General features: G+C 64.4%; 14 protein-coding genes and 5 tRNA genes. 6 read left to right on the top strand and 13 right to left on the bottom strand.

Annotated features, from left to right (window positions below):
• Positions 1–453 precede the first annotated feature (453 nt).
• Together ACSQ3Q_RS08855 and ACSQ3Q_RS08850 are read left to right on the top strand one after the other, a co-directional pair.
• Positions 454–1,638 (top strand): DNA topoisomerase IB, encoded by a 1,185-nt coding sequence (locus tag ACSQ3Q_RS08855; protein WP_436134024.1) that lies wholly within the window; start codon positions 454–456, stop codon positions 1,636–1,638.
• Between the two features lie 198 nt (positions 1,639–1,836).
• The gene (locus ACSQ3Q_RS08850; protein WP_436134023.1) at positions 1,837–2,613 is read left to right on the top strand and encodes a Crp/Fnr family transcriptional regulator; all 777 of its coding nucleotides are present in this window, start codon (positions 1,837–1,839) and stop codon (positions 2,611–2,613) included.
• A 134-nt stretch (positions 2,614–2,747) separates the two neighbouring features.
• Here ACSQ3Q_RS08850 and fumC read toward each other — a convergent pair whose 3' ends face one another.
• Positions 2,748–4,133, bottom strand: coding sequence for a class II fumarate hydratase (gene fumC, locus ACSQ3Q_RS08845; protein ID WP_436134022.1), 1,386 nt, complete (start codon positions 4,131–4,133; stop codon positions 2,748–2,750).
• Between the two features lie 480 nt (positions 4,134–4,613).
• Here fumC and ACSQ3Q_RS08840 point away from each other — a divergent pair, with 480 nt between their 5' ends.
• The 4 genes from ACSQ3Q_RS08840 to ACSQ3Q_RS08825 all read left to right on the top strand — a co-directional run bounded on the left by ACSQ3Q_RS08840 (position 4,614) and on the right by ACSQ3Q_RS08825 (position 10,325).
• A complete protein-coding gene (locus tag ACSQ3Q_RS08840; RefSeq protein WP_436134021.1) occupies positions 4,614–6,776 on the top strand; it encodes a putative bifunctional diguanylate cyclase/phosphodiesterase in 2,163 nt (720 codons plus the stop codon).
• A 167-nt stretch (positions 6,777–6,943) separates the two neighbouring features.
• A complete protein-coding gene (locus ACSQ3Q_RS08835) occupies positions 6,944–7,378 on the top strand; it encodes a hypothetical protein (protein ID WP_436134020.1) in 435 nt (144 codons plus the stop codon).
• 248 nt (positions 7,379–7,626) lie between these two features.
• Entirely contained in the window at positions 7,627–9,180 is a 1,554-nt protein-coding gene (locus ACSQ3Q_RS08830; protein WP_436134019.1) for a fumarate hydratase, read from the top strand.
• A gap of 209 nt (positions 9,181–9,389) precedes the next feature.
• Positions 9,390–10,325 carry a glutamate racemase gene (locus tag ACSQ3Q_RS08825; RefSeq protein ID WP_436134018.1) on the top strand — a complete coding sequence of 312 codons (936 nt, stop codon included), beginning with the start codon at positions 9,390–9,392 and terminating at the stop codon, positions 10,323–10,325.
• A 176-nt stretch (positions 10,326–10,501) separates the two neighbouring features.
• On the opposite strand, the gene ACSQ3Q_RS08820 is transcribed toward ACSQ3Q_RS08825, so the two are convergent.
• The 12 genes from ACSQ3Q_RS08820 to ACSQ3Q_RS08765 form a co-directional block, all read right to left on the bottom strand.
• Entirely contained in the window at positions 10,502–11,026 is a 525-nt protein-coding gene (locus tag ACSQ3Q_RS08820; protein WP_436134017.1) for a M48 metallopeptidase family protein, read from the bottom strand.
• Positions 11,027–11,262: 236 nt separating this feature from the next.
• Positions 11,263–11,898 carry a DUF6806 family protein gene (locus tag ACSQ3Q_RS08815; RefSeq protein ID WP_436134016.1) on the bottom strand — a complete coding sequence of 212 codons (636 nt, stop codon included), beginning with the start codon at positions 11,896–11,898 and terminating at the stop codon, positions 11,263–11,265.
• Between the two features lie 13 nt (positions 11,899–11,911).
• Positions 11,912–12,004, bottom strand: a tRNA-Leu gene (locus tag ACSQ3Q_RS08810).
• A 146-nt stretch (positions 12,005–12,150) separates the two neighbouring features.
• A tRNA-Gly gene (locus ACSQ3Q_RS08805) sits at positions 12,151–12,226 on the bottom strand.
• 179 nt (positions 12,227–12,405) lie between these two features.
• Positions 12,406–12,479: transfer RNA gene (locus ACSQ3Q_RS08800), tRNA-Cys, on the bottom strand.
• 58 nt (positions 12,480–12,537) lie between these two features.
• Positions 12,538–12,613: transfer RNA gene (locus ACSQ3Q_RS08795), tRNA-Gly, on the bottom strand.
• Positions 12,614–12,709: 96 nt separating this feature from the next.
• A complete protein-coding gene (lon, locus tag ACSQ3Q_RS08790; protein ID WP_436134015.1) occupies positions 12,710–15,154 on the bottom strand; it encodes an endopeptidase La in 2,445 nt (814 codons plus the stop codon).
• Positions 15,155–15,284: 130 nt separating this feature from the next.
• Positions 15,285–16,550 carry an ATP-dependent Clp protease ATP-binding subunit ClpX gene (gene clpX / locus ACSQ3Q_RS08785; protein WP_436134014.1) on the bottom strand — a complete coding sequence of 422 codons (1,266 nt, stop codon included), beginning with the start codon at positions 16,548–16,550 and terminating at the stop codon, positions 15,285–15,287.
• 102 nt (positions 16,551–16,652) lie between these two features.
• Entirely contained in the window at positions 16,653–17,261 is a 609-nt protein-coding gene (gene clpP, locus ACSQ3Q_RS08780) for an ATP-dependent Clp endopeptidase proteolytic subunit ClpP (RefSeq protein ID WP_436134013.1), read from the bottom strand.
• Between the two features lie 127 nt (positions 17,262–17,388).
• Positions 17,389–18,702 (bottom strand): trigger factor, encoded by a 1,314-nt coding sequence (tig, locus tag ACSQ3Q_RS08775; RefSeq protein WP_436134012.1) that lies wholly within the window; start codon positions 18,700–18,702, stop codon positions 17,389–17,391.
• Between the two features lie 75 nt (positions 18,703–18,777).
• A tRNA-Leu gene (locus tag ACSQ3Q_RS08770) sits at positions 18,778–18,864 on the bottom strand.
• A 91-nt stretch (positions 18,865–18,955) separates the two neighbouring features.
• Entirely contained in the window at positions 18,956–22,138 is a 3,183-nt protein-coding gene (locus ACSQ3Q_RS08765; RefSeq protein ID WP_436134011.1) for an efflux RND transporter permease subunit, read from the bottom strand.
• Between the last annotated feature and the right edge of the window lie 3 nt (positions 22,139–22,141).

Here is a 22,141-nt window from a genome sequence, read left to right as displayed (position 1 = left end):
TGAGTGAGTGAGTGAGTGAGTGAGTGAGTGAGTGAGTGAGTGAGTGAGTGAGAAGGCGGGGACGAGGGGGCCCATCGGCTTGCCCCACGCTAGCTGCCTGCGCGCACCCTCTGTGCGTCAGCGCATTGATGGCTCGTCGTAGCCCGAGCTAGGTGCGGTACGACGGCGCTGGGCGCCGGGATGAGCGGCTGTATCGAATGAGGCAAGGCAGTCCGGATACGTTGCGGCCCGCAATGTTCTGACGCGGCTGCACCGCACGGATGCTATTATTTTGATAGCTATAAGCGCTTATCCATCCAGCGCTAGGGGCCATTTTGAATCAAAATTCGCTTCCAAGGAGGCCTGCGATTCGGCCGCAGTCTCACTCCGCCGCACGCAGCGCACCTACACCGCCAACGCCCGGGCGCGGGTGTGATCGGAGCCACGCACTGGCCCTCTCACTCCATCGCACCGATGCCCGCCTCATCCCCATCGACCCGCGCCCCCGCGCCCATTCCACCCGCTGCCCGCCCGCAAAAATTGCCGGGGGGCCTGGTCTACGTCACGCCCACCATGCCGGGCCTGACCCGCGAGCCCAGTGGCGACAAGACGTTTCGCTACCGCTTGCCAGGGGGCCAACTGCTCAAGGACCCGGACGAGATCGCCCGCATTCAGCGTTTGGCGATCCCGCCTGCGTACACCGACGTGTGGATCTGCCCATTGCCCAACGGCCACCTGCAAGCCACGGGGCTGGATGCACGCGGGCGGCGCCAGTACCGCTACCACCCGCAGTGGCGTGAGCAGCGCGACGAGGGCAAGTTCGAGCACATGCAGGCCTTTGGCCACGCGCTGCCGCGCATCCGCGCCCGCGTGGCCCGCGACCTGGCGGCGCACCGCAGCGGCCGGCCGATCACGCGCACGCTGGTACTGGCCACGCTGGTGCGCCTGCTGGACACCACCTACCTGCGCGTGGGCAATGAGGAATACGCCAGCACCAACCGCTCGTACGGCCTGACCACGCTGCGCACCCGGCACGCCAAACTCAAGGGCGACCAGCTCAAGCTGCGGTTTCGCGGCAAGAGCGGCGTGCAGCAAGAGGTCGAGCTGGACGACCCGCGCGTGGCCCGCGTGGTGCGCCACTGCCAGCAACTGCCGGGACAGGAGCTTTTTCAGTACGAGGACGAAGACGGCACGCCCCGCGCCGTGGGGTCGGGCGACGTGAACGACTACCTGCGCGAGATCACCCATGGTGCGGCCGATACCGAGGGCGAACGTTTTACCGCCAAGGACTTCCGCACCTGGCACGGCACCACGCAGGCGCTGGAGCTGACGCGCCTGGCCTGCACACAATGCGATGCTGCCGCCCTCGACGACGCCGGTAAAGGCGGGGGTAAAAGCGTGCGCTACAGCGCCAAAGCCATCCTTGCCGAGGTGGCGCGCCAGCTGGGCAACACGCCCGCCGTGTGCAAGAAGTCGTACGTGCACCCCGCCGTGCTGGAGCTGGGCTCGCGCCTCGCGTCCGACGCGGGCCCGGGCATGCAGGAGGTTTGGAACCGCATTGGCGGCGGCGCTGCGCCGCGCGGGCTGAGTGCGGCAGAGCGCCGGCTGCTGGCGTTTCTGCGCAAGCCGCGCAAGCGGCGGGCGGCGGCCAAGGCTTAGAAAGCGGCGATCTCGAAAATCGCCGCGTCAGCTGCCGCGCTCCGGCCCTTCGGCGGCGCTTGCTGCGGGTGTCGCGCAGGTGCCGCCCGCCCCTCCCGCCTGCCGAACCGCGTGGCTAAACTTGCGCCCGCGCCTTCCTTTGCCCCGTCGGCCCGGCCCTGCGCACAGGCCGGCCAGCCCATCCCACCGCCTGCCGCCATGCCCACCGCCACCCTTGCCTTGCCCGAGTCGCCCGCGAGCCCGCCGGCCGACCACCATCACCAGCGCCCTTTTTTGAGCCCGCCCGAGCGCGAAGCCATCAACCGCGGCCGCTGGTTCGCGGCGCTCACGCCCTCGCTGCGGCACGACATCTTTCGGCTGGGCCGCGTGACGCGCTACACCCACGGGCAGACCATCGTCGAGCAGGGCGAGCTGGCGCAGGACTGGTTTGCTTGCGCCAGCGGCGCCATCCGGTTTCGGCGCACCACGCCATCAGGCAAGCAGGTGACGCTGGCCTACGTGGAGCCCGGCATCTGGGTCGGCGAGGCCGAGGTGCTGCACCGCGGCCCCAACACCTACGACGCGCACGCGCACGGCACGACCACGGTGCTGAGCGTGGCCGAAGGCGTGTTCCGCCAACTGCTGCGCGAGCACCCGGAGTTTGGCGAGGCGCTGCTCACGCTGCAGGCGCGCCGCATGCGCTACCTGTACTGGATGATGGAAGACATGGCCACCCTGCCTTTGCGCGCGCGGCTGGCCAAGCAGCTGCTCCATGTGCTGCGCCGCTTTGGCGAGCGCGCCGCCGTGCCGGGCCAGCGCGGCCCCATCGGTCTGGCGCTGGTGCAGGACGAGCTGGCGCAACTGCTGGGCGGCTCGCGCCAGCGCATCAATGTGGAGCTCAAGTGGATGGAGCGCGAGGGCATCATCGGCATCCACCAGCGCAGCATCGTGGTCTATCAGCAGGACCAGCTCGAAGCGCTGGCGCAGCAGGGGTAGAGCGCGCGGCGCGGGGGCGTCGCAATGCCACAAAACAGCGCTTGCTACCAAAACAATAGCTGTTAGCGCTTATGGATCAAGCGCTGGAGGCCATTTTGGCTTGAATTTCTTGGCGGGTGCCCCCTGCCAGGGCCTCAGCGGCCCACCATGTTGCCCGGCACCACCCACTGGTCGAACTGCTCGCCCGTCACATGGCCCGAGCCCACGGCGGCTTCGCGCAGGCTGGTGCCTTCCTTGTGGGCCTTCTTGGCAATGAAGGCCGCCTTGTCGTAGCCGATGTGGGTATTGAGCGCCGTCACCAGCATCAGCGAGCGGTCCACCAGCTCGGTGATGCGCTCGCGGTTGGGCTCGATGCCCACGGCGCACTGGTCGTTGAAGCTCACCATCCCGTCGGCCAAGAGGCGCACGCTCTGCAAGAAGTTGTGGGCCACCATGGGGCGGAACACGTTGAGCTCGAAATTGCCCGATGCACCGCCGAAGTTGATCGCCACGTCGTTGCCGAACACCTGGGCGGCCAGCATCGTGACTGCCTCGCTCTGCGTGGGGTTGACCTTGCCGGGCATGATGGACGAGCCGGGCTCGTTCTCGGGGATGCTCAGTTCGCCGATGCCGCTGCGCGGGCCGCTGGCCAGCCAGCGCACGTCGTTGGCGATCTTCATCATGCTGGCAGCCAGGGTTTTCAAGGCGCCATGCGCAAACACCAGGCCATCGACCGAGGCCAGGGCCTCGAACTTGTTCGGCGCGGTGACGAAGGGCAGGCCCGTCAGGCGCGCCAGCTCGGCGGCGGACTGCTCGGCATAGCCCTTGGGCGCATTCAGGCCCGTGCCCACGGCGGTGCCGCCCAGGGCCAGCTCGTACAGGTGGGGCAGCGCGGCGCGCACGTGGCGCTCGCCATGGTCCAGTTGCGCCACGTAGCCCGAGAACTCCTGGCCCAGCGTGAGCGGGGTGGCGTCCTGCAAATGAGTGCGGCCGATCTTGACGATGCCGTCGAAATCCTGGGCCTTCTGCGCCAGCGTGGCGCGCAGCCTGGCAATGGCAGGCAGCAGCTTGTGCGTGAGCGCCTCCACGGCGGCCACGTGCATGGCAGTGGGGAACACGTCGTTGCTCGACTGGCTGCGGTTCACGTCGTCGTTGGGATGCACCAGGCGGCCCTCGCCGCGCTCGCCGCCCAGCAGTTCGCTGGCGCGGTTGGCCAGCACTTCATTGACGTTCATATTGGTCTGCGTGCCCGAGCCGGTCTGCCACACCACCAATGGGAATTCGCTCGCGTGCTGGCCGGCGATGACTTCGTCGGCCGCGGCCACAATGGCGTCGGTCTTCTTCGCGTCCTGCAGGCCCAGGGCCTGGTTGACCACGGCGGAGGCGCGCTTGACCTGGGCCAGCGCCTTGATGATCTCGCGCGGCTGCTGCTCGCCCGAGATGTCGAAGTTCTGCAGCGAGCGCTGCGTCTGCGCGCCCCAAAGCTTGTCGGCAGGGACCTCGATGGGGCCAAAGGTGTCGCGTTCGGTGCGGGTGGTCATGAGAAGGGTTCTCCAGAGGAAAGGCTGAGGGCGTGGCGCAAGGCTCGGGTCGGGGCGCCGCGCTGGCGGCCCGCGCCTGGCTCGGTTCAACACGGCTGATGGGGCATGCGTCAGGAAACAGCCGGACAGGCGAGACCGGCGGCGCGAAAAGCTTGTTGGCAGCATAGTGCAAAAACAAACCATTCTCATCTGCAGGGCTGAGCGAGCCCGGGGGGAAAGCCGGTCGATCTCCGTTCACTGGACCCAGCTGGCCGGGTCCGTCCGTCGCTTGTCAGGGGCGGCTTGCACGGGCACGCGGGCGGCTCGCCCTGGCGGCAACAGGGTCTTGTGGCGTATACCCGTACGCCGGCGCGGCCAGGCCCCCCCCGCTACACTGCGCGGCGTCTCGCCCCTTAGCGCACCTTTTCTGGTGCCGCCGGCGCTGCCCCTTGACGGCACAGCGCGCCCGATGCACCCTGCCCACAACCCCCATTCCCGACCATGAACACGTTCATGCCTTCCAGCTACAACCTGCTGGTGGTGGCAGCATCCTTTGCCATCGCCATGCTGGCTTCGTACGTCACGCTGGATCTGGCCCGCCGGGTGCGCACCGCCCAGCGCCGCGTGGGGCAGGCTTGGTGGGCCGCGGGCTCCATCGTGATGGGCACCGGCATCTGGGCGATGCACTTCCTGGGTATGCAGGCCTTCCGGCTGCCGATTGCCATCGGCTTTGCCGGCGGCCTCACGCTGCTGTCATGGCTGGCCGCCGTGGGCGCCTCCGGCGTGGCCCTGGGCCTGGCCAGCCGCGAGCAGTTTGGCCGTGCCCAGCTGGCCCTGGGCGCCCTGGTCATGGGGGCTGGCATCAGCGGCATGCACTACATCGGCATGGCAGCGATGGAGATGGCGCCCCGCATTACCTGGAGCCCCGCGTTGGTGGCGCTGTCGGTGCTGATCGCGGTGCTGGCCTCGGCCACGGCGCTGGCCATCTTCCAGTGGCTGCGCAGGGTGCAGCCCAGCCAGCGCCTGCCCTACCAGCTGGCGGCGTCTTTTGTGATGGCCGTAGCCATTTGCGGCATGCACTACACCGGCATGGCGGCGGCCAGCTTTGCCATGGGTTCGGTGTGCCTGAGCGCGGGCGAGCTGGGCGGGCCGGGCCTCACGGCCATGGTGATGATCGCCACCGGCATGCTGCTTGTCAGCACGCTGTTCACCGCGATCCTGGACGCGCGCCTGCAGACCACGTCCGAACGCCTGACCCAATCGCTGCAAGACAGCAACAACAGCCTGCAGGCCGCCAATGACGAGTTGCAAAAGCGCGCTTTTGCCGACGCCCTGACCGGCCTGCCCAACCGCCTGCTGTTCGAAGACCGGCTGCTTCACGCCCTGCTGCGCCTGGACCGCACCAACCACCACCGTGTGGAAGACCGGCTGGCCGTGCTGTTCGTGGACCTGGACGGCTTCAAGCCCATCAACGATTCGTTTGGCCATGCAGCTGGCGATGTCATTTTGCGCAGCGCCGCAGCGCGGCTGCTGCAGGAGGCGCGCGAGGGCGATACCGTGGCGCGGGTGGGGGGCGATGAGTTCCTCATTCTTCTGGAAAACGTATCGGACGTTGCAGCCTCCATCACCGTGGCCAACCGCGTGCTGGCGTCGCTGTCGCAGCCGTTTGAGGTGTCGGGCAAGCACGTGCAGATTGCGTGTTCCATCGGCATCGTGGTGCACCCGGACCATGGCGACCGCAACAAGCTGGTGGCCAACGCCGACGCCGCCATGTACGCCGCCAAGCGCGCCGGCGGCAGTTGCTACGCGCTGTTCGAACCCCACATGGGATCGGACGCGTCGGAGCAGCTGGAACTGCAGAACGACCTGCGGCAGGCGCTTGATCGCGGCGAACTGGCGCTGCACTACCAGCCCAAGATCGACGGCACGCGCGGCCAGATCAGCGGCGTGGAGGCCCTGCTGCGCTGGAAGCACCCCAAGCACGGCATGGTGAGCCCGGTGGTGTTCATTGCCCTGGCCGAACGTTTTGGCCTTATCGGCCGGCTGGGCAACTGGGTCATCAACGAAGCCTGCCGCCAGACCGCCGAGTGGGGCCGCAGTGGCATGCGCATGCGCGTCGCCATCAACCTGTCGGTGCACCAGCTGCGCGAGAGCGGCCTGGCCGAGCGCATCGAGCAGGCCCTGCTGCGGCACGGGCTGGAGGCCTCGCAACTGCTGTGCGAGATCACCGAATCGGTGGCCATGGAGGACATCAAGGCCACGCAGCGCACCTTTGAAGGCCTGGCACGCATCGGCGTGTTTTTGTCCATCGATGACTTCGGCACCGGGTATTCGAGCCTGAACTACCTGCGCCAGCTGCCCGCACAGCAGCTCAAGATCGACCGCAGTTTTGTGAACGACCTGGAAAGCAGCGAAGACGCCCGTGCCGTCGTGGCTGCAGTGGTCAGCCTGGCCCATGCCCTGGGGCTGCGCGTGGTGGCCGAAGGCGTGGAGACCGGCGGGCAGCGAGACATCCTGCTGGCGATGGGCTGTGACGAACTGCAGGGCTTCTTTTACGCCCGCCCGATGCCGGCGGACATGCTGCTGGCCTGGTCGCAGGGCGAGAAGCCGCCGGGCAGCGCAGATTTCACACCATCGGTTGTTGGCAAGCTCCCGGTCCATTAGGCGGACCGCGGCGCGCAGCGGCGGTGCAGCGCCACAGCCTGCGGTTGGTGCCGGCGAAGAAGGATGACATGCATGTCAGCGCCGCCTGACGTGGTGGGGCTCGCCCGGCGTCCAACATGGTCGCAATGGGCAAAATTTGCCGCCCTGCCACCGACCGGAGAACCACCATGGCCACCAGCAGCCTTCTTGGCATTGATTCCGACAACCTCCCTCCTGTGCACAGCGCCACCGGCATCGACAGCCTGGGCCCCAGCGATGCCTCGGACTCCGGCAGCGACAGCGCGGGGGTCTACAGCGCAGACTCCGACAGCGACACCGACCGCTTTGGCACGGGCGAACGTGGCAGCGTGGAGCAGGACTCCCCCACGGCGCGTGACATCCTGCCGGACCATGTGGAAAGCATGGGCGTGGGCGGGCCCGACGAAGGGGCCGACCCCGATGACGGCACGCAAACGGATCTGAGCGATGCGCTCGACGCCGACCCCGGCCGCCAGAACGCCAATACATCCCCGTTGACCGCGGACGATCTGCCCGACCGTCCGTTGACGGACGCAGATGCACAAGATGGGGACGAGGAAGAGCTGGAAACCGCGCAGCGCTAGACCGCGCCGGGTACCGCGGGTTGGGGCACTGCTGCCGCGGTAATGCTGTCGAGCGTGGCGTGCAGGGGCAGTTGTGCAACCGGCCAAGGCCCTGGCGCGAGGGGGTAACAGCAGGGGTCTGTCAAAATACGGTCCGCCTGCCTTCGGCAGTGCTGTCTGCGGCCCAGCGCTGGCCGCCAGGCGGTGCGTGCGGCGGGCAGGACAGGAACGCGCTTGCGTTCTCCCCAAAAGACCCCCACGAACCCGCCATGACCACCTCCATCCGCCAGGACGATCTCATCGAATCCGTAGCCGCCGCGCTGCAGTACATCAGCTACTACCACCCCAGCGACTACATCGCCCACTTGGCCCGCGCCTATGAGCGCGAGCAAAGCCCGGCGGCCAAGGACGCGATCGCCCAGATCCTGACCAACAGCAAGATGAGCGCCACCGGCCAGCGCCCCATCTGCCAGGACACCGGCATCGTCAACGTGTTCCTGAAAGTGGGCATGGACGTGCGCTGGGACGGCTTCACGGGCAGCCTGGACGACGCCATTAACGAAGGCGTGCGACGCGGCTACAACCACCCCGACAACACCCTGCGCGCCAGCGTGGTGGCCGACCCGCATTTCGACCGCAAGAACACCAAGGACAACACGCCCGCGGTGATCTTTACCGAGATCGTGCCCGGCAACACCGTGGAAGTGACGGTTGCGGCCAAGGGCGGTGGCTCGGAGAACAAGAGCAAGATGGTCATGCTCAACCCCGGCGACAGCATCGTCGACTGGGTGCTCAAGACCGTGCCCACCATGGGCGCTGGCTGGTGCCCACCTGGCATGCTGGGCATCGGCATCGGCGGCACCGCGGAGAAAGCCGTGCTGATGGCCAAGGAAAGCCTGATGGACGACCTGGACATGTACGAGCTGCAGGCCAAAAAGGCTTCTGGCGCCGAGCTGACCAAGGTCGAGGCCCTGCGCATCGAGTTGATGGAAAAGGTCAACGCCCTGGGCATTGGCGCGCAAGGCTTGGGCGGCCTGACCACGGTGCTGGACGTAAAGATCAAGATGTACCCCACCCACGCCGCCAGCAAGCCCGTGGCCATGATCCCCAACTGCGCCGCCACCCGCCACGCCCACTTTGTGATGGACGGCAGTGGCCCGGTCTACCTGGACCCGCCGAGCCTGGACCTGTGGCCCAACGTGAACTGGACGCCCGACTACAAAACCAGCAAAAAGGTAGACCTGAACACCTTGACCAAGGCCGAAGTCGCCAGCTGGAAACCCGGCGACACCCTGCTGCTGAACGGCAAGATGCTGACCGGCCGCGACGCTGCGCACAAGCGCATCCAGGGCATGCTGGCCAAGGGCGAGCCGCTGCCCGTGGACTTCACCAACCGCGTCATCTACTACGTTGGCCCCGTGGACCCTGTGCGCGACGAGGCCGTTGGCCCCGCCGGCCCCACCACCGCCACCCGCATGGACGGCTTCACCGAAATGATGCTGGCCGAAACCGGCCTGATCGCCATGATCGGCAAGGCCGAGCGCGGCCCGGTCGCCATCGAAGCCATCAAGAAGCACCAAAGCGCCTACCTGATGGCCGTGGGCGGCGCCGCCTACCTGGTCAGCAAGGCCATCAAGACTGCCAAGGTGGTGGGCTTTGCCGACATGGGCATGGAAGCCATCTACGAGTTCGACGTGGTGGACATGCCCGTGACCGTGGCCGTGGATGCCGGCGGCACCAGCGCGCACATCACCGGCCCGGCTGAATGGGAAAAGCGCATCGCCACCGGCGAGTTCAAGGGCATCGGGGTGGCCGCGGCCTGATGGACCGCCCAGCCGGGCAGCAATTGCGTGTGCGCCCTTTTTGAAAACCGCCTTCGGGCGGTTTTTTTATGGGGGCGTGCCGAGGACTCTCCCCAGGGCGTACTTCGTGACGTCTTCGTCCCAGGGCCCGCCACCGGGATTGCCCTGCGGCACCATCGCGCGCTCTGTCTTTCCTACAATCCTCAGCTTTGCCCCAAGTGAAGTCCTCGATGCCGCTGCTTTCCTCCCCTATCGGCGTGTTTGACAGCGGTGTCGGCGGACTGAGCGTCCTGCGCGCCCTGCGCGCGGCCCTGCCCCATGAGAACTTCGTGTACCTGGCGGACAGTGCCAACGCACCCTACGGCGAGCGCGGCGACGCCTATGTGAGCGCGCGCACACATGCCATCACGCAGTACCTGTGCGAGCAGCATCACATCAAGGCGCTGGTGGTGGCCTGCAACACCGCCACTGCGGCCGCCATCCACGAAGTGCGCAGCAGCCACCCCGCCTTGCCCCTCGTCGGCCTCGAACCCGCCATCAAACCCGCGCTGGCAGTGACCCAGACCGGCCGCGTGGGCGTGATCGGCACGCGGGGCACGCTCACCAGCAGCAAATTCGGCAAGCTGCTCGCCTCGTTGGAAGGCCAGGCGGAGTTTGTGGTGCAGCCATGCGACGGCCTGGCCCACGCCATCGAGCGCAGCGTGAACCTGCCCGAAACTGCGCTGGGCACCCCTGGCGATCTCGCTGGTGTTGGCAGCGCCGTGGCCGGCACTGAAACCGGGGCGCTGTGCGCGCGCTACCTTCAAGCCATGGGCGCGTTTGGCACAGCACCGGGGCAGATCGATACCCTGGTGCTGGGCTGCACCCACTACATCTTCGTGGCGCACGAACTGCGGGCGCTGGTCGGTCCCAAGGTGCAGCTCATCGAGACCGGCGAACCGGTGGCGCGGCAGACGCGGCGGTTGCTGGAGGCGGCGGGGCTGCTGCGAGAGCGGGCCGCCGCACAGGTCGCCGGGGAGGACGGCGATGGGGGTGCCCAGGAGGCATTCACTGCGACGCCGGAGATTCGCCTGCTGACAACGGGGCCAGTCGCCATGCTGCAGGCGGGCGCGCTACGCTGGCTGGGCCTGCCGGCGGACTGCTGTGCCAGCGTGTCAGTGCCGTGAAAAGACGGTGCCGTTAAAAGATGGCGTCGTGAGGTGTCGCGGCGGCTTTCGTGACGAGGTCGACGAGATATCCCAGCTTAACTTCTAAGCCATTTCAGGCCCCAGCGCTTGATTTATAAGCGCTTGTTGCTATCAAAAGAATAGCAAAACAGATGTCTGCAAGGCAGGTACACACGCTACACAGCGTCGGCGCCCCACAGCCTTTCCCCCGAATGCTCCATGTGCGTGAGGTACAGGCGCAGGTCAAACTCGTACTGGTGGTAGTGGGGCTCCATGTGCGCGCAGAGCTGGTAGAAGGCCTTGCCATGGTCCTTCTCGCGCAGGTGGGCCAGCTCATGCACCACGATCATGCGCAAGAACTCGTCTGGCGCCTGCTTGAACATCGCGGCGATGCGGATTTCATGCTTGGCCGCGAGCTTGTTGCCCTGAACGCGCGACACGGTTGTGTGCAAACCAAGGGCGTGGCGCACCACGTGGATCTTGTTGTCGAACAGGACCTTGTTGATCGTGCCTGCATTGCGCAGGTAACGAGATTTCAGCTCCTGCGTGTAGTCGTATAGACCGCGGTCACTGCGCACCGCGTGGGGCGAGGGGTACTTGCGCAGCAGCACGGTGCCCAGCCGCCCCTGCACCAGCAGTTCCCGCGCCTGGTCTTGCAGGGACTCGGGGTAGGCGCTCAGATAGGGAAGGTCGGATTTCATTGGCACAAAAAACAGTCGGCGGTGGGGCGGCAAGCACGAGGGCTAGGGCTGTGCGCCGGGGCTGGCCACGCTTGTCGTCACGCGGTGCGAGCAACGGCGTATGCCCGATCTTCATGACACCGATCAAACCCTTATCAAGCCAAAAGGCAAATGGAGCAACCGGCGTCGTATGGACAGATGGCGCTGCTGCCATCAGCAACAACGCCATCGTTCAGGGGTGACTTGTTTCTTTCGGCTCAGTGCAAGTGCCGCGGGCGGCGTCCGCCACCGCCACCATGGCCGCCACCGCCAGACCCACCGGAGCCGCGCGGGGGCTTGCCGATCTCCAGCGAGTTCACCAGTGCATCAAAACGCTGACTGAACAGCTTGTCGATCTCGGTGACCACGCCGCCCAGCTCAGCGCCGTCAAAGTGGCGCTCCATCATGTTCACGACATCCTGCACCAGCAAATCGCGCTGGACCTGCATGATGGCTGCCGGCGTCGGGCCCACAAACAGCATGACGAAGTCGTCGCGCGACTCAGCGCCATCGCCTTCCTCATCTTCGTCAAAGTCCGCGTCGTAGAAGGTGACCTCAAGGGCAGCGCCCTGCTCCGCGAGCTCGTTGAGGTTCATGCACATTTCGTCCAGCGACTGGCGAAAATCCTCGTCGCCCCGCACCGTCCAGCACATTTGCAGCAAGTGGTCCTGCACATCGAACTTGATGCCGGGCTCTTCTTCGTAAGCGCTGGCTGCGCCGTCGGCCAAAGAGCGGGCTCCAGCGTATTTCCACAGGGGCTTGAGCGCTTCCTGAAGCTGCTCAAAACTGGCATCGGGACGCAGCTGAACCTGCCCGTGGACGTGGATTTCGAAGGGAGCGTTGTAACTTGACATCATTGATTCGTAGTGGTGCCCCGAGCCGGGGTCGAACCGGCACGCCCCTTTTCAGGAAAGCGGCGGATTTTAAGTCCGCAGTGTCTACCAATTTCACCATCGGGGCGCCGGCTGCCGACGCACACCTGCGTTGCAGCGTAACCCGGGCGACGCATGCGCGCAATGCCCTGTCTCGCGGGATAGCGGGGCCACTGCAACACAGTGACTGCACCGCCCAAGAAAAAAGGGAAGCCGAGGCTTCCCTTTGGGATATGGAGCGGGAAAAGAGTCTCGAACTCTCGACCTCAACCTTGGCAAGGTTGCGCTCTACCAACTGAGCTATTCCCGCATTTGCCGCGATTCGCTGACGTTACCGTCAGTGCAAATCAGCAAGCCTCAAATTATATCGCCATTTTTCAGCACCGCATATTCGCCGGCCAAAAAATTCATCCAACCACTTCGTCGTGCCAAACCCAGCAAACTGCTGGCCCGGACCTTGGCACCGGAGTTACCAAAATCCAGTCAATCTGGAGGCGCGGTCCGGAGTCGAACCGGACTAACCGGATTTGCAATCCGGGGCATAACCGCTTTGCTACCGCGCCAGGAATTCACATTCCTCTGACAAAAAAGGGAAGCAACTGCTTCCCTTTTTGTGGAAATTGGAGCGGGAAAAGAGTCTCGAACTCTCGACCTCAACCTTGGCAAGGTTGCGCTCTACCAACTGAGCTATTCCCGCATTTACTGAAGCCTCACATTGTACAACGTTTGCTGCAGTGGTGTGAATTGTAGCGCATTTTTTGGGGCTCTCCAAAAAAATGCGCCAATCAATCAATCAATGTTTCAAGCCATCGCCCGCCGGGGCCGGCGAATGGGGCTTGGTCTTGTCAGCGGCCGCAGCAGCGGCAGCCACCTCGGCAACCTCTTCGTCCGTCAGCGGAACGGGCTTGCGCTCTAGGGCCACTTCAAGCACCTTGTCGATCCAGCGCACAGGCACGATCTCCAGGCCGCTCTTCACGTTGTCCGGGATTTCCTGCAGGTCTTTCACGTTCTCTTCGGGGATGAGCACGGTCTTGATGCCACCGCGCAGCGCCGCCAACAACTTTTCCTTGAGCCCACCGATCGCCGTGACCTCACCGCGCAGGGTGATCTCACCCGTCATCGCCACATCGCCGCGCACCGGAATACCCGTGAGCGCCGAGACAAACGCCGTGGTCATCGCCGCGCCTGCGCTGGGGCCATCCTTGGGAGTAGCGCCATCGGGCACGTGGATGTGAATGTCGCGCTTCTCAAATATGTCATCCCTGATGCCGAGCATCCGCGAACGGCTGCGCACCACGGTGCGCGCGGCTTCCACGGACTCTTTCATCACATCGCCCAGCGAGCCGGTGCGCGTGATCACACCTTTGCCGGGCATGATGGCCGCTTCGATGGTCAGCAAATCGCCGCCCACTTCGGTCCATGCCAGACCCACCACCTGGCCCACCTGGTTCTGCGCCTCTGCGCGGCCATAGGTGTACTTGCGCACACCCAGGAAGTCCGGCAGGTTGTCCGCGTTAACGACTACCTGGGGTTCCAGCTTCTTGAGCTGCAGGCCCTTGACCACCTTACGGCAGATTTTGGAGAGCTCGCGCTCAAGTGATCGCACACCTGCTTCACGGGTGTAGTAGCGCACCATGTCGCGCACGGCGGGCTCGGTAATCAGCAGTTCCTCGTCCTTGACGCCGTTGTTCTTGAGCTGCTTGGGGAGCAGGTACTTCATGGCGATGTTGGTCTTCTCGTCCTCGGTGTAACCCGAAAGGCGGATTACCTCCATGCGGTCGAGCAGCGCCGGCGGGATGTTCATCGAATTCGACGTGGCGACGAACATCACGTCAGACAGGTCGAAGTCCACCTCCACATAGTGGTCGCCGAACGTGTGGTTCTGCTCGGGGTCCAGCACCTCCAGCAGCGCGCTCGACGGGTCGCCGCGGAAGTCCGTGCCCAGCTTGTCGATCTCGTCGAGCAGGAACAGCGGATTGCGAGTCCCCACCTTGGAGAGGCTCTGCAATACCTTGCCCGGCAGCGCGCCGATGTAGGTGCGGCGGTGCCCGCGGATCTCGGCCTCGTCGCGCATGCCGCCCAGGGCCATGCGCACATACTTGCGCCCCGTGGCCTTGGCAATCGACTGCCCGAGTGAGGTCTTGCCCACGCCAGGAGGCCCCACCAGGCACAGGATGGGCGCCTTCACCTTGTCCACGCGCTGCTGCACCGCAAGATATTCAAGGATGCGGTCCTTGACCTTGTCGAGACCGTAATGGTCTTCGTTGAGCACGCCCTCGGCATTGACGAGATCGTGTTTGATCTTGGTCTTCTTGCTCCAGGGCAGGCCCGTGAGCACTTCGATGTAATTGCGCACCACGGTCGCTTCGGCGGACATGGGCGACATGAGCTTGAGCTTTTTGAGCTCGCCATCAGCCTTCTTGCGCGCTTCGGAAGACATCTTGGCGAGCTTGATCTTCTTCTCGATCTCCTCGATGTCGGCGCCCTCGTCGCCCTCGCCCAGTTCCTTCTGGATGGCCTTGACCTGCTCGTTGAGGTAGAAATCGCGCTGGTTCTTCTCCATCTGGCGCTTTACGCGCCCACGGATTTTTTTGTCGACATTCAGGATGTCGACTTCGCGGTCCAGTTGTTCGAACAGGTTTTCAAGCCGCGCCTTCACGTCGGAGAGGTCGAGCACTACCTGCTTGTTTTCGAGCTTGAGCGGCAGGTGCGCAGCGATGGTGTCGGCCAAACGACCTGGATCATCGATGCTGGAAATCGACGTCAGGATCTCCGGCGGAATCTTCTTGTTGAGCTTGACGTACTGGTCAAACTGTTGCATCACAGCACGGCGCAGTGCCTCGATCTCGCTGGGCTTGTTCGCATCGGGCGTGGCCTCGACCGGCGTCACCGTGGCAGTGAAATGCGTTTCGGCATCTTCAATGGAGGTCACCAGCGCGCGTTGCTGGCCTTCGACCAGCACCTTGACCGTCCCATCGGGCAGCTTGAGCATCTGCAAGATCGTAGAGACGCAGCCCACATCGAACATGTCCGCGACGGACGGTTCATCTTTGGCTGCTGCCTTCTGGGCCACTAGCATGATGCGGCGGTCGGCCTCCATGGCCAGTTCAAGCGCCTTGATGCTCTTGGGGCGGCCCACAAACAGTGGGATCACCATGTGGGGGAACACCACCACGTCGCGCAGAGGCAACAGCGGCAGGTCAAGCGGGGTGGCAGGCAGGGGGGTATGTCCGGACATGGAAATCCTCAAAGTACGCTGTGGAGATGGGTCCACATGGAAGGATTTTCAACCCTGGCACAGAGCCGTACTGCGGCCAGGGTTGATCAGGGCAAAGGGCGGCCACAGGTCGGCGCCCACACCGGGCATCTCAGGCCTTTTTGGCCGCCTCGCGATACACGAGTAGCGGTGGCTTGTTTTCTTCGATGGTGGACTCGTCCACCACCACTTTTTCGACGTTGCTGGTATTGGGCAGGTCGAACATGGTTCCGATCAGGGATTGCTCCAGGATGGAACGCAAGCCACGGGCACCCGTCTTGCGCGCCAGCGCCTTGCGGGCGATGGCCTTGAGCGCTGCGGGGCGGATCTCGAGGTCCACGCCTTCCATCAACAGGAGCTTGTTGTACTGCTTGACCAGCGCGTTCTTGGGCTCGGTCAGGATCTCGACCAGCGCGTCCTCGCTCAGTTCGGTCAGGGCCGTGATCACCGGCATGCGTCCCACCAATTCGGGGATCAGGCCGAACTTGATCAAATCTTCCGGCTCGATCTCGGTGAACACCTCGGTCAGCGAACGCTGCTTCTTGCTCTTGACCGATGCGCCAAAACCGATGCCCGAAGCCTCCGTCCGGTTCTCGATGACTTTCTCGAGCCCCGCAAACGCGCCGCCACAGATGAACAGGATGTTGGTCGTGTCGATCTGCAGGAAGTCTTGGTTCGGGTGCTTGCGCCCGCCCTGGGGCGGTACGCTGGCCATGGTGCCTTCGATGAGCTTGAGCAGCGCCTGCTGCACGCCCTCGCCCGACACATCGCGGGTGATGGAGGGGTTGTCCGACTTGCGCGAAATCTTGTCGATCTCGTCGATGTAGACGATGCCGCGCTGGGCGCGCTCCACCTCGTAGTTGCAGCTTTGCAGCAGCTTCTGGACGATGTTTTCCACGTCCTCACCCACGTAGCCGGCTTCCGTCAGCGTGGTGGCGTCGGCCATCACGAACGGTACATCGAGCATGCGCGCCAACGTCTGGGCCAGCAGCGTCTTGCCCGAGCCCGTGGGCCCGATCAGCAGGATGTTGCTCTTGGAGAGCTCCACATCGTCCTTGTGGGCCTTGTCCTTGTGGCGCAGCCGCTTGTAGTGGTTGTACACCGCCACCGCCAGCGTGCGCTTGGCCACATCCTGGCCAATCACGTAGTTGTCGAGGTTGGTCTTGATCTCGGACGGCGTGGGCAGGTCGCTGCGTCCTTCGCGCGCCGCGTCACCAGCCGGCAATTCATCACGAATGATCTCGTTGCACAGGTCAATGCACTCGTCGCAAATAAAGACCGACGGGCCGGCGATCAGCTTCTTTACTTCGTGCTGGCTCTTGCCGCAGAAAGAGCAGTAAAGGGTTTTTTCGCTGGAAGAGCCTTTTTTCTCGGCCATGGGGGCAATGCCTTGTTACGTACGGAAAGTTGTCGGGATGATAACCAAATAAAAAACGGCGTCTTCCCCGAGGGAAAACGCCGCCGCGCCGTCCTCGGCAGATCAGGAACGCTTGCTGATCACCTGATCGACCAGGCCATAGTCCTTGGCTTCATCGGCCGTGAGGAAGTAGTCGCGCTCTGTATCGGCGCGGACCTTTTCCAGCGGCTGGCCGGTGCGCTCGGCCAGGATCTTGTTCATCTGTTCCTTCGTGCGCAGGATGTCGCGCGCGTGGATCTCGATGTCAGTCGCCTGGCCGCGGGCTCCGCCCAGCACCTGGTGGATCATGACCTTGGAGTTGGGCAGCGCAAAACGCTTGCCCTTCGCGCCGGCAGCCAGCAGGAAGGCGCCCATGCTGGCCGCAAAACCGCAGCAAAGCGTGGACACATCAGGCTTGATGAACTGCATCGTGTCGTAGATGGCCATGCCGGCCGTCACGCTGCCGCCCGGGGAGTTGATGTAGAACGAGATGTCCTTATCGGGGTTCTCGCTCTCCAGGAACAGCAACTGGGCCACCACCAGGTTGGCCGTTTGGTCGTTCACCTCACCCACCAGAAAGATCACCCGCTCCTTCAGAAGGCGCGAGTAAATGTCATAAGACCGTTCGCCACGGCCGGACTGCTCGATGACCATGGGGACCATGCCCAGGCCTTGTGTTTCCAATGCGCTCATGTTTTCTCCAGACAAGCAGGTACTGTACCCAGAAATGAATTGGGGCCTGTGCCGTCAAGCACAAGCCCCTGGTATGTATTACCACCATCGGCCGCCCCAAGGGGCCTGCCGGCGCGGCAAAGGCTTATCAGCCTTGTTGGGCCATCAGCTCGTCGAAGGATACGGCCTTTTCCACTACCTTGGCCTTGCCCAGCACGAATTCGGTCACGTTGTTTTCGATCACAACGGCTTCGACTTCGGCCAGACGTTGGCGGTCACCGAAGTACCAGCGCACCACGTCGTCGGGCTTCTCGTAGCTGGCAGCCAGCTCGTCAATGTGGGCCTTGAGCTGCTCGGGCTTGGCCTGCAGTTCGTTGGCGCGCACCAGCTCAGCCAACACCAGGCCCAGGCGCACGCGGCGCTCGGCCTGGGGGCGGAACACGTCTTCAGGGATTTCGGCCTTGTCGGCGTCCTTAATGCCGCGTTGCTTGAGTTCGGCGCGGGCGCCTTCGAGCAGGCGGGCGATTTCAGCCTGCACGCTGGAGTTGGGCAGGTCGAGCTCAGCCTTGGACACCAGGGCATCCATCACGGCTTGCTTGTTGCGGGCCAGCAGGCGGAACTTGACTTCGCGCTCCAGGTTCTTCTTGATGTCGGCGCGCAGGCCGTCCACGGAACCGTCGGCGATGCCCAGCGACTTGGCCAGGGCGTCGTTCACTTCGGGCAGGTGGGCGGCTTCGATCTTCTTGATCGTCACGAGGAAGTCAGCGGTCTTGCCGGCGACGTCCTTGCCGTGGTACTCGGCTGGGAATGCCAGGGGGAAGGTCTTGCTTTCGCCCGACTTCATGCCGCGCACTGCGTCTTCGAATTCCTTGAGCATCTGGCCTTCGCCGACCAGGAACTGGAAGTCTTCGGCCTTGCCGCCGTCAAACGGTTCGCCGTCGATCTTGCCTTCGAAGTCCACGGTCACGCGGTCGCCGTCTTGCGCAGCAGCGTCGATGGCGCGCTGGGCAAAGCTGCGGCGCTGCTTGCGCAGGATGTCGATGGTCTTGTCGATGGCGGAGTCGGTGACTTCGGCTGACAGCTTTTCGACTTCGGCGTCCGACAGGTCGGCGATCTTGACTTCAGGGAACACTTCAAAGATGGCGTCGAAGGTGACTTGACCTTCTGGAGCACCTTCTTTTTCGGTGATGCGGGGCTGGCCGGCCACGCGCAGGTTGGCTTCGTTGGCAGCCACGGCAAATGCCTCGCCGACCTTGTCGTTGAGCACTTCGTATTGCACCGAGTAGCCATAGCGCTGGGCGACCACGTTCATGGGCACCTTGCCAGGACGGAAGCCGTCCATCTTGACCGTGCGGGCCAGGCGCTTCAGGCGCGTGTCGACTTCGGACTGGATCAGGGTGACGGGCACGCTCAGCGTAATCTTGCGCTCGAGCTTCTCAAGGGTTTCAACAGTAACGGCCATGGCTATTCCTCTTATGGATGTGGATCGTGCTGGCTGCAGCGCAGCAGCGCCGTGTTCCGCAAAGTCTCACAGGGGTGGTGCGCGGGGGGGGACTCGAACCCCCACACCATTGCTGGCGTCAGGACCTAAACCTGGTGCGTCTACCAATTTCGCCACCCGCGCAGTTCTACAAACAAACAGGCGGCAACCGGAGCTGCCGCCTGTGTGAAATCGGTCAACCTTCTATTTTACCCTGATGCGGGCGGGGTGGGAATCAAGCCCCTCCAAGAAGCTCCGGAGCGGGACGTTTGACACGAAACCAGGCCGCGTACATCGCGGGCAGCGCCAGCAGGGTCAGCACGGTCGCAACGACCAGGCCGCCCATGATGGCCACGGCCATCGGGCCCCAGAACACGCTGCGCGACAGCGGGATCATGGCCAGAACCGCAGCGGCGGCTGTGAGCACGATGGGCCGCAGCCGGCGCACGGCCGACTCCACGATAGCGTCCCACGCCGGCACGCCCCGGGCTCGGTCCTGTTCGATCTGGTCGATCAGGATCACCGAGTTGCGCTGGATCATGCCCATGAGCGCGATCACGCCCAGCAGCGCCACGAAGCCGAAGGGACGGTTGAGCAGCAGCAGCGCGGCCGAGACACCCGCGATCCCGAGGAACCCGGTGATGTACACCAGGAACGCGCGGCTGAAGCTGTGCAACTGCAGCATCAGCAACGTGAACACCAGGAACAGCATGACGGGAACACCCGCCACGATGGAGCTGGTGCCCTTGGAGCTCTCCTCCACCGCACCTGCCACTTCGATGCGGTAGGCACTCTGCCCTGCCGCGTGCCACTTATCCTCGATTACCTTCAGGGCCGGCTGCAGCGCCGCCGTCACGGTCGCGCCCTGCAGGCCCTCGGTCACGTCGCCCTGCACGGTGATCGCGTAGTCGCGGTTCTCGCGCCACATCACGCCCGGCTCCCAGGTGAAGACCGGCTTGGCGATCTGCGTGAGCGGGATCGACTTGCCCGACGCCGTGGGCAGGTAAGCGTTGGCGATGTCGGTGATCGCGTTGCGCTCGTCCAGCGGCTGGCGCAGCACGATGTCGATGAGCTTGTCGCCCTCGCGGAACTGGCCCACCTGCGTGCCCGACAGAATGGTCTTGGAGGCCTGCGCAATCGACTGGCTCGTCACGCCCAATGCGCGCGCCTTGGCCTGGTCGACCTCCAGGCGCAGCACCTTCACGGACTCGTTCCAGTTGTCGTTCACGCCGCGCATGTCGGCGTTCTGGCGCAGCACGGCCTTGACTTCATCGGCGCGGGCACGGAGCACCAGCGGCTCAGGACCTACCACGCGGAACTGAACCGGGTATGGCACCGGCGGCCCGTTGGGCAGCAGCTTCACGCGGCCGCGCACTTCAGGGAACTCCTCGGCCAGCAGCGCGGGCAGCTTGACGCGCAACGATTCGCGCACCTTGAGGTCCTTGGGCAGCACGATGAACTGCGACACATTGCTCTGCGGAAAGACCTGGTCGAGCGGCAGGTAAAAACGCGGCACGCCCGAACCGACCCAGGTGCTGACTGACGTAACGCCCGCCTCGGTCATCAGGCGCTGCTCCACGCGCTTGGTGACTTCTTCATTGCCCGCGAAAGACGTGCCCTCCGGGAACCAGATGTCCACCAGAATCTCGGGCCGGCTCGAATCCGGGAAGAACTGCTGCTGCACCTTGCCCATGCCCACAATGCCCAGCACAAAGATCAGGATGGTGAGGCCGATGGTGATCCAGCGGTGCAACACGCACCAATTCACCAGGCGGCGGAACACGCGGTAGAACGGACTGTCGAAGACCTCGTGCGCGCCCTCGGCGGTGCCGTGGTGCTCCTGCGCATGCAGCACGTGTTCGGGTACCTTCAGCAGCAGCGTACCCAGGTAGGGCACGAAGTACACCGACACGATCCAGCTCAAGACCAGCGCGATCACGGTCACGGCGAAGATGGCGAAGGTGTACTCGCCCGTCGTCGACTTGGCCAGGCCGATGGGCAGGAAGCCTGCGGCGGTGATCAGCGTGCCCGTGAGCATGGGCATGGCGGTGATCTCGTATGCGAAGGTCGCGGCGCGCACCTTGTCGTAGCCCTCTTCGAGCTTGAGCACCATCATCTCGACCGCAATGATCGCGTCGTCCACCAGCAGGCCCAGCGCAATGATGAGCGAGCCCAGCGAAATCTTGTGCAGGCCAATGCCCCAGTACCACATGGCTAGGAAGGTCATGGCCAGCACCAGTGGAATGGTGATGCCCACCACCATGCCCGGGCGCGGGTCGATGTACCAGCGCTTCCACAGCGGCTGTTTGCCGGGGCGCTTGTGCAGGCCCAGGGCAATGAAACTCACGGCCAGCACGATGACCACGGCCTCGATCAGCACCTTGACGAACTCGTTCACCGAGGTGGCCACTGCCGTGGGCTGGTCCTGCACGTTGACGAGTTTCACGCCCGCTGGCAGCACCCCGGCAATCCGGTCGGTGGTGGTGTGCAGCGCCTTGCCCAGCGCAATGATGTCGCCGCCCTTGGCCATCGACACGCCCAACGCGATCACTTCGCGCCCCTGGTGGCGCACCTTCACGGTAGCGGGGTCGACGTAGCCGCGCTTGACCTCGGCGATATCGCCCAGGCGCAGTTGGGCGCCTGAAGGCCCACGAATGGGCATCGCGGCGAGATCCTCTACCGCGTTGAATTGCCCCTCCACACGCACCTGCACCTGGTCCTGCGGCGTCTGGATGGCGCCGGCGCTCTCCACGGCGTTCTGCTGGCCCAGCTGCGCCAGCACCTGGTTCATGTCCAGGCCCAGCTGGGACAGGCGTTTTTGCGAGATCTCGATGAAGAGCTTCTCGTCCTGGGCACCAAACAGCTCGACCTTGGCCACATCGGGCACGCGCAGCAGTTGTTGGCGCGCGTCATCGGCAAATTGCTTGAGCTCGGCGTAGCTGAAGCCTTCGGACTCCAGCGCGTAGATCACACCGTACACATCACCGAAATCGTCGTTGAAGAACGGGCCCTGGATGCCCTGCGGCAAGGTGTAGCGCATGTCGCCGACCTTCTTGCGCACGCTGTACCAGACGTTGGCCACATCACCCGGTTTGGAAGAGTCCTTGATCTGGAAAATGATCTGCGACTCGCCGGGCTTCGAATAACTGCGGATCTTGTCCGCGTACGGCACTTCCTGCAGCGTGCGCTCAAGCTTGTCGGTGACCTGCTCGGCCACCTGCTGCGCCGTGGCGCCCGGCCAGTAGGTGCGCACCACCATCGCACGGAAGGTGAACGGCGGGTCCTCGTCCTGCCCCAGCTGAAAGTAGGCCGCAAAGCCCAGCAGCATCAGCACCAGCATCAGGTAGCGCGTGAGCGCGGGATGGTCGAGCGCCCACTTGGAGAGGTTGAACCCCTCTTTGGGTTGTACTTGCGTCATGGC

The organism is Acidovorax sp. LjRoot129 (genome assembly GCF_964253765.1).
GTDB lineage: Bacteria > Pseudomonadota > Gammaproteobacteria > Burkholderiales > Burkholderiaceae_C > Acidovorax.
The sequence above is the reverse complement of the archived record's forward strand: the minus strand, read 5'-3'. Positions and strand labels throughout refer to the sequence as shown.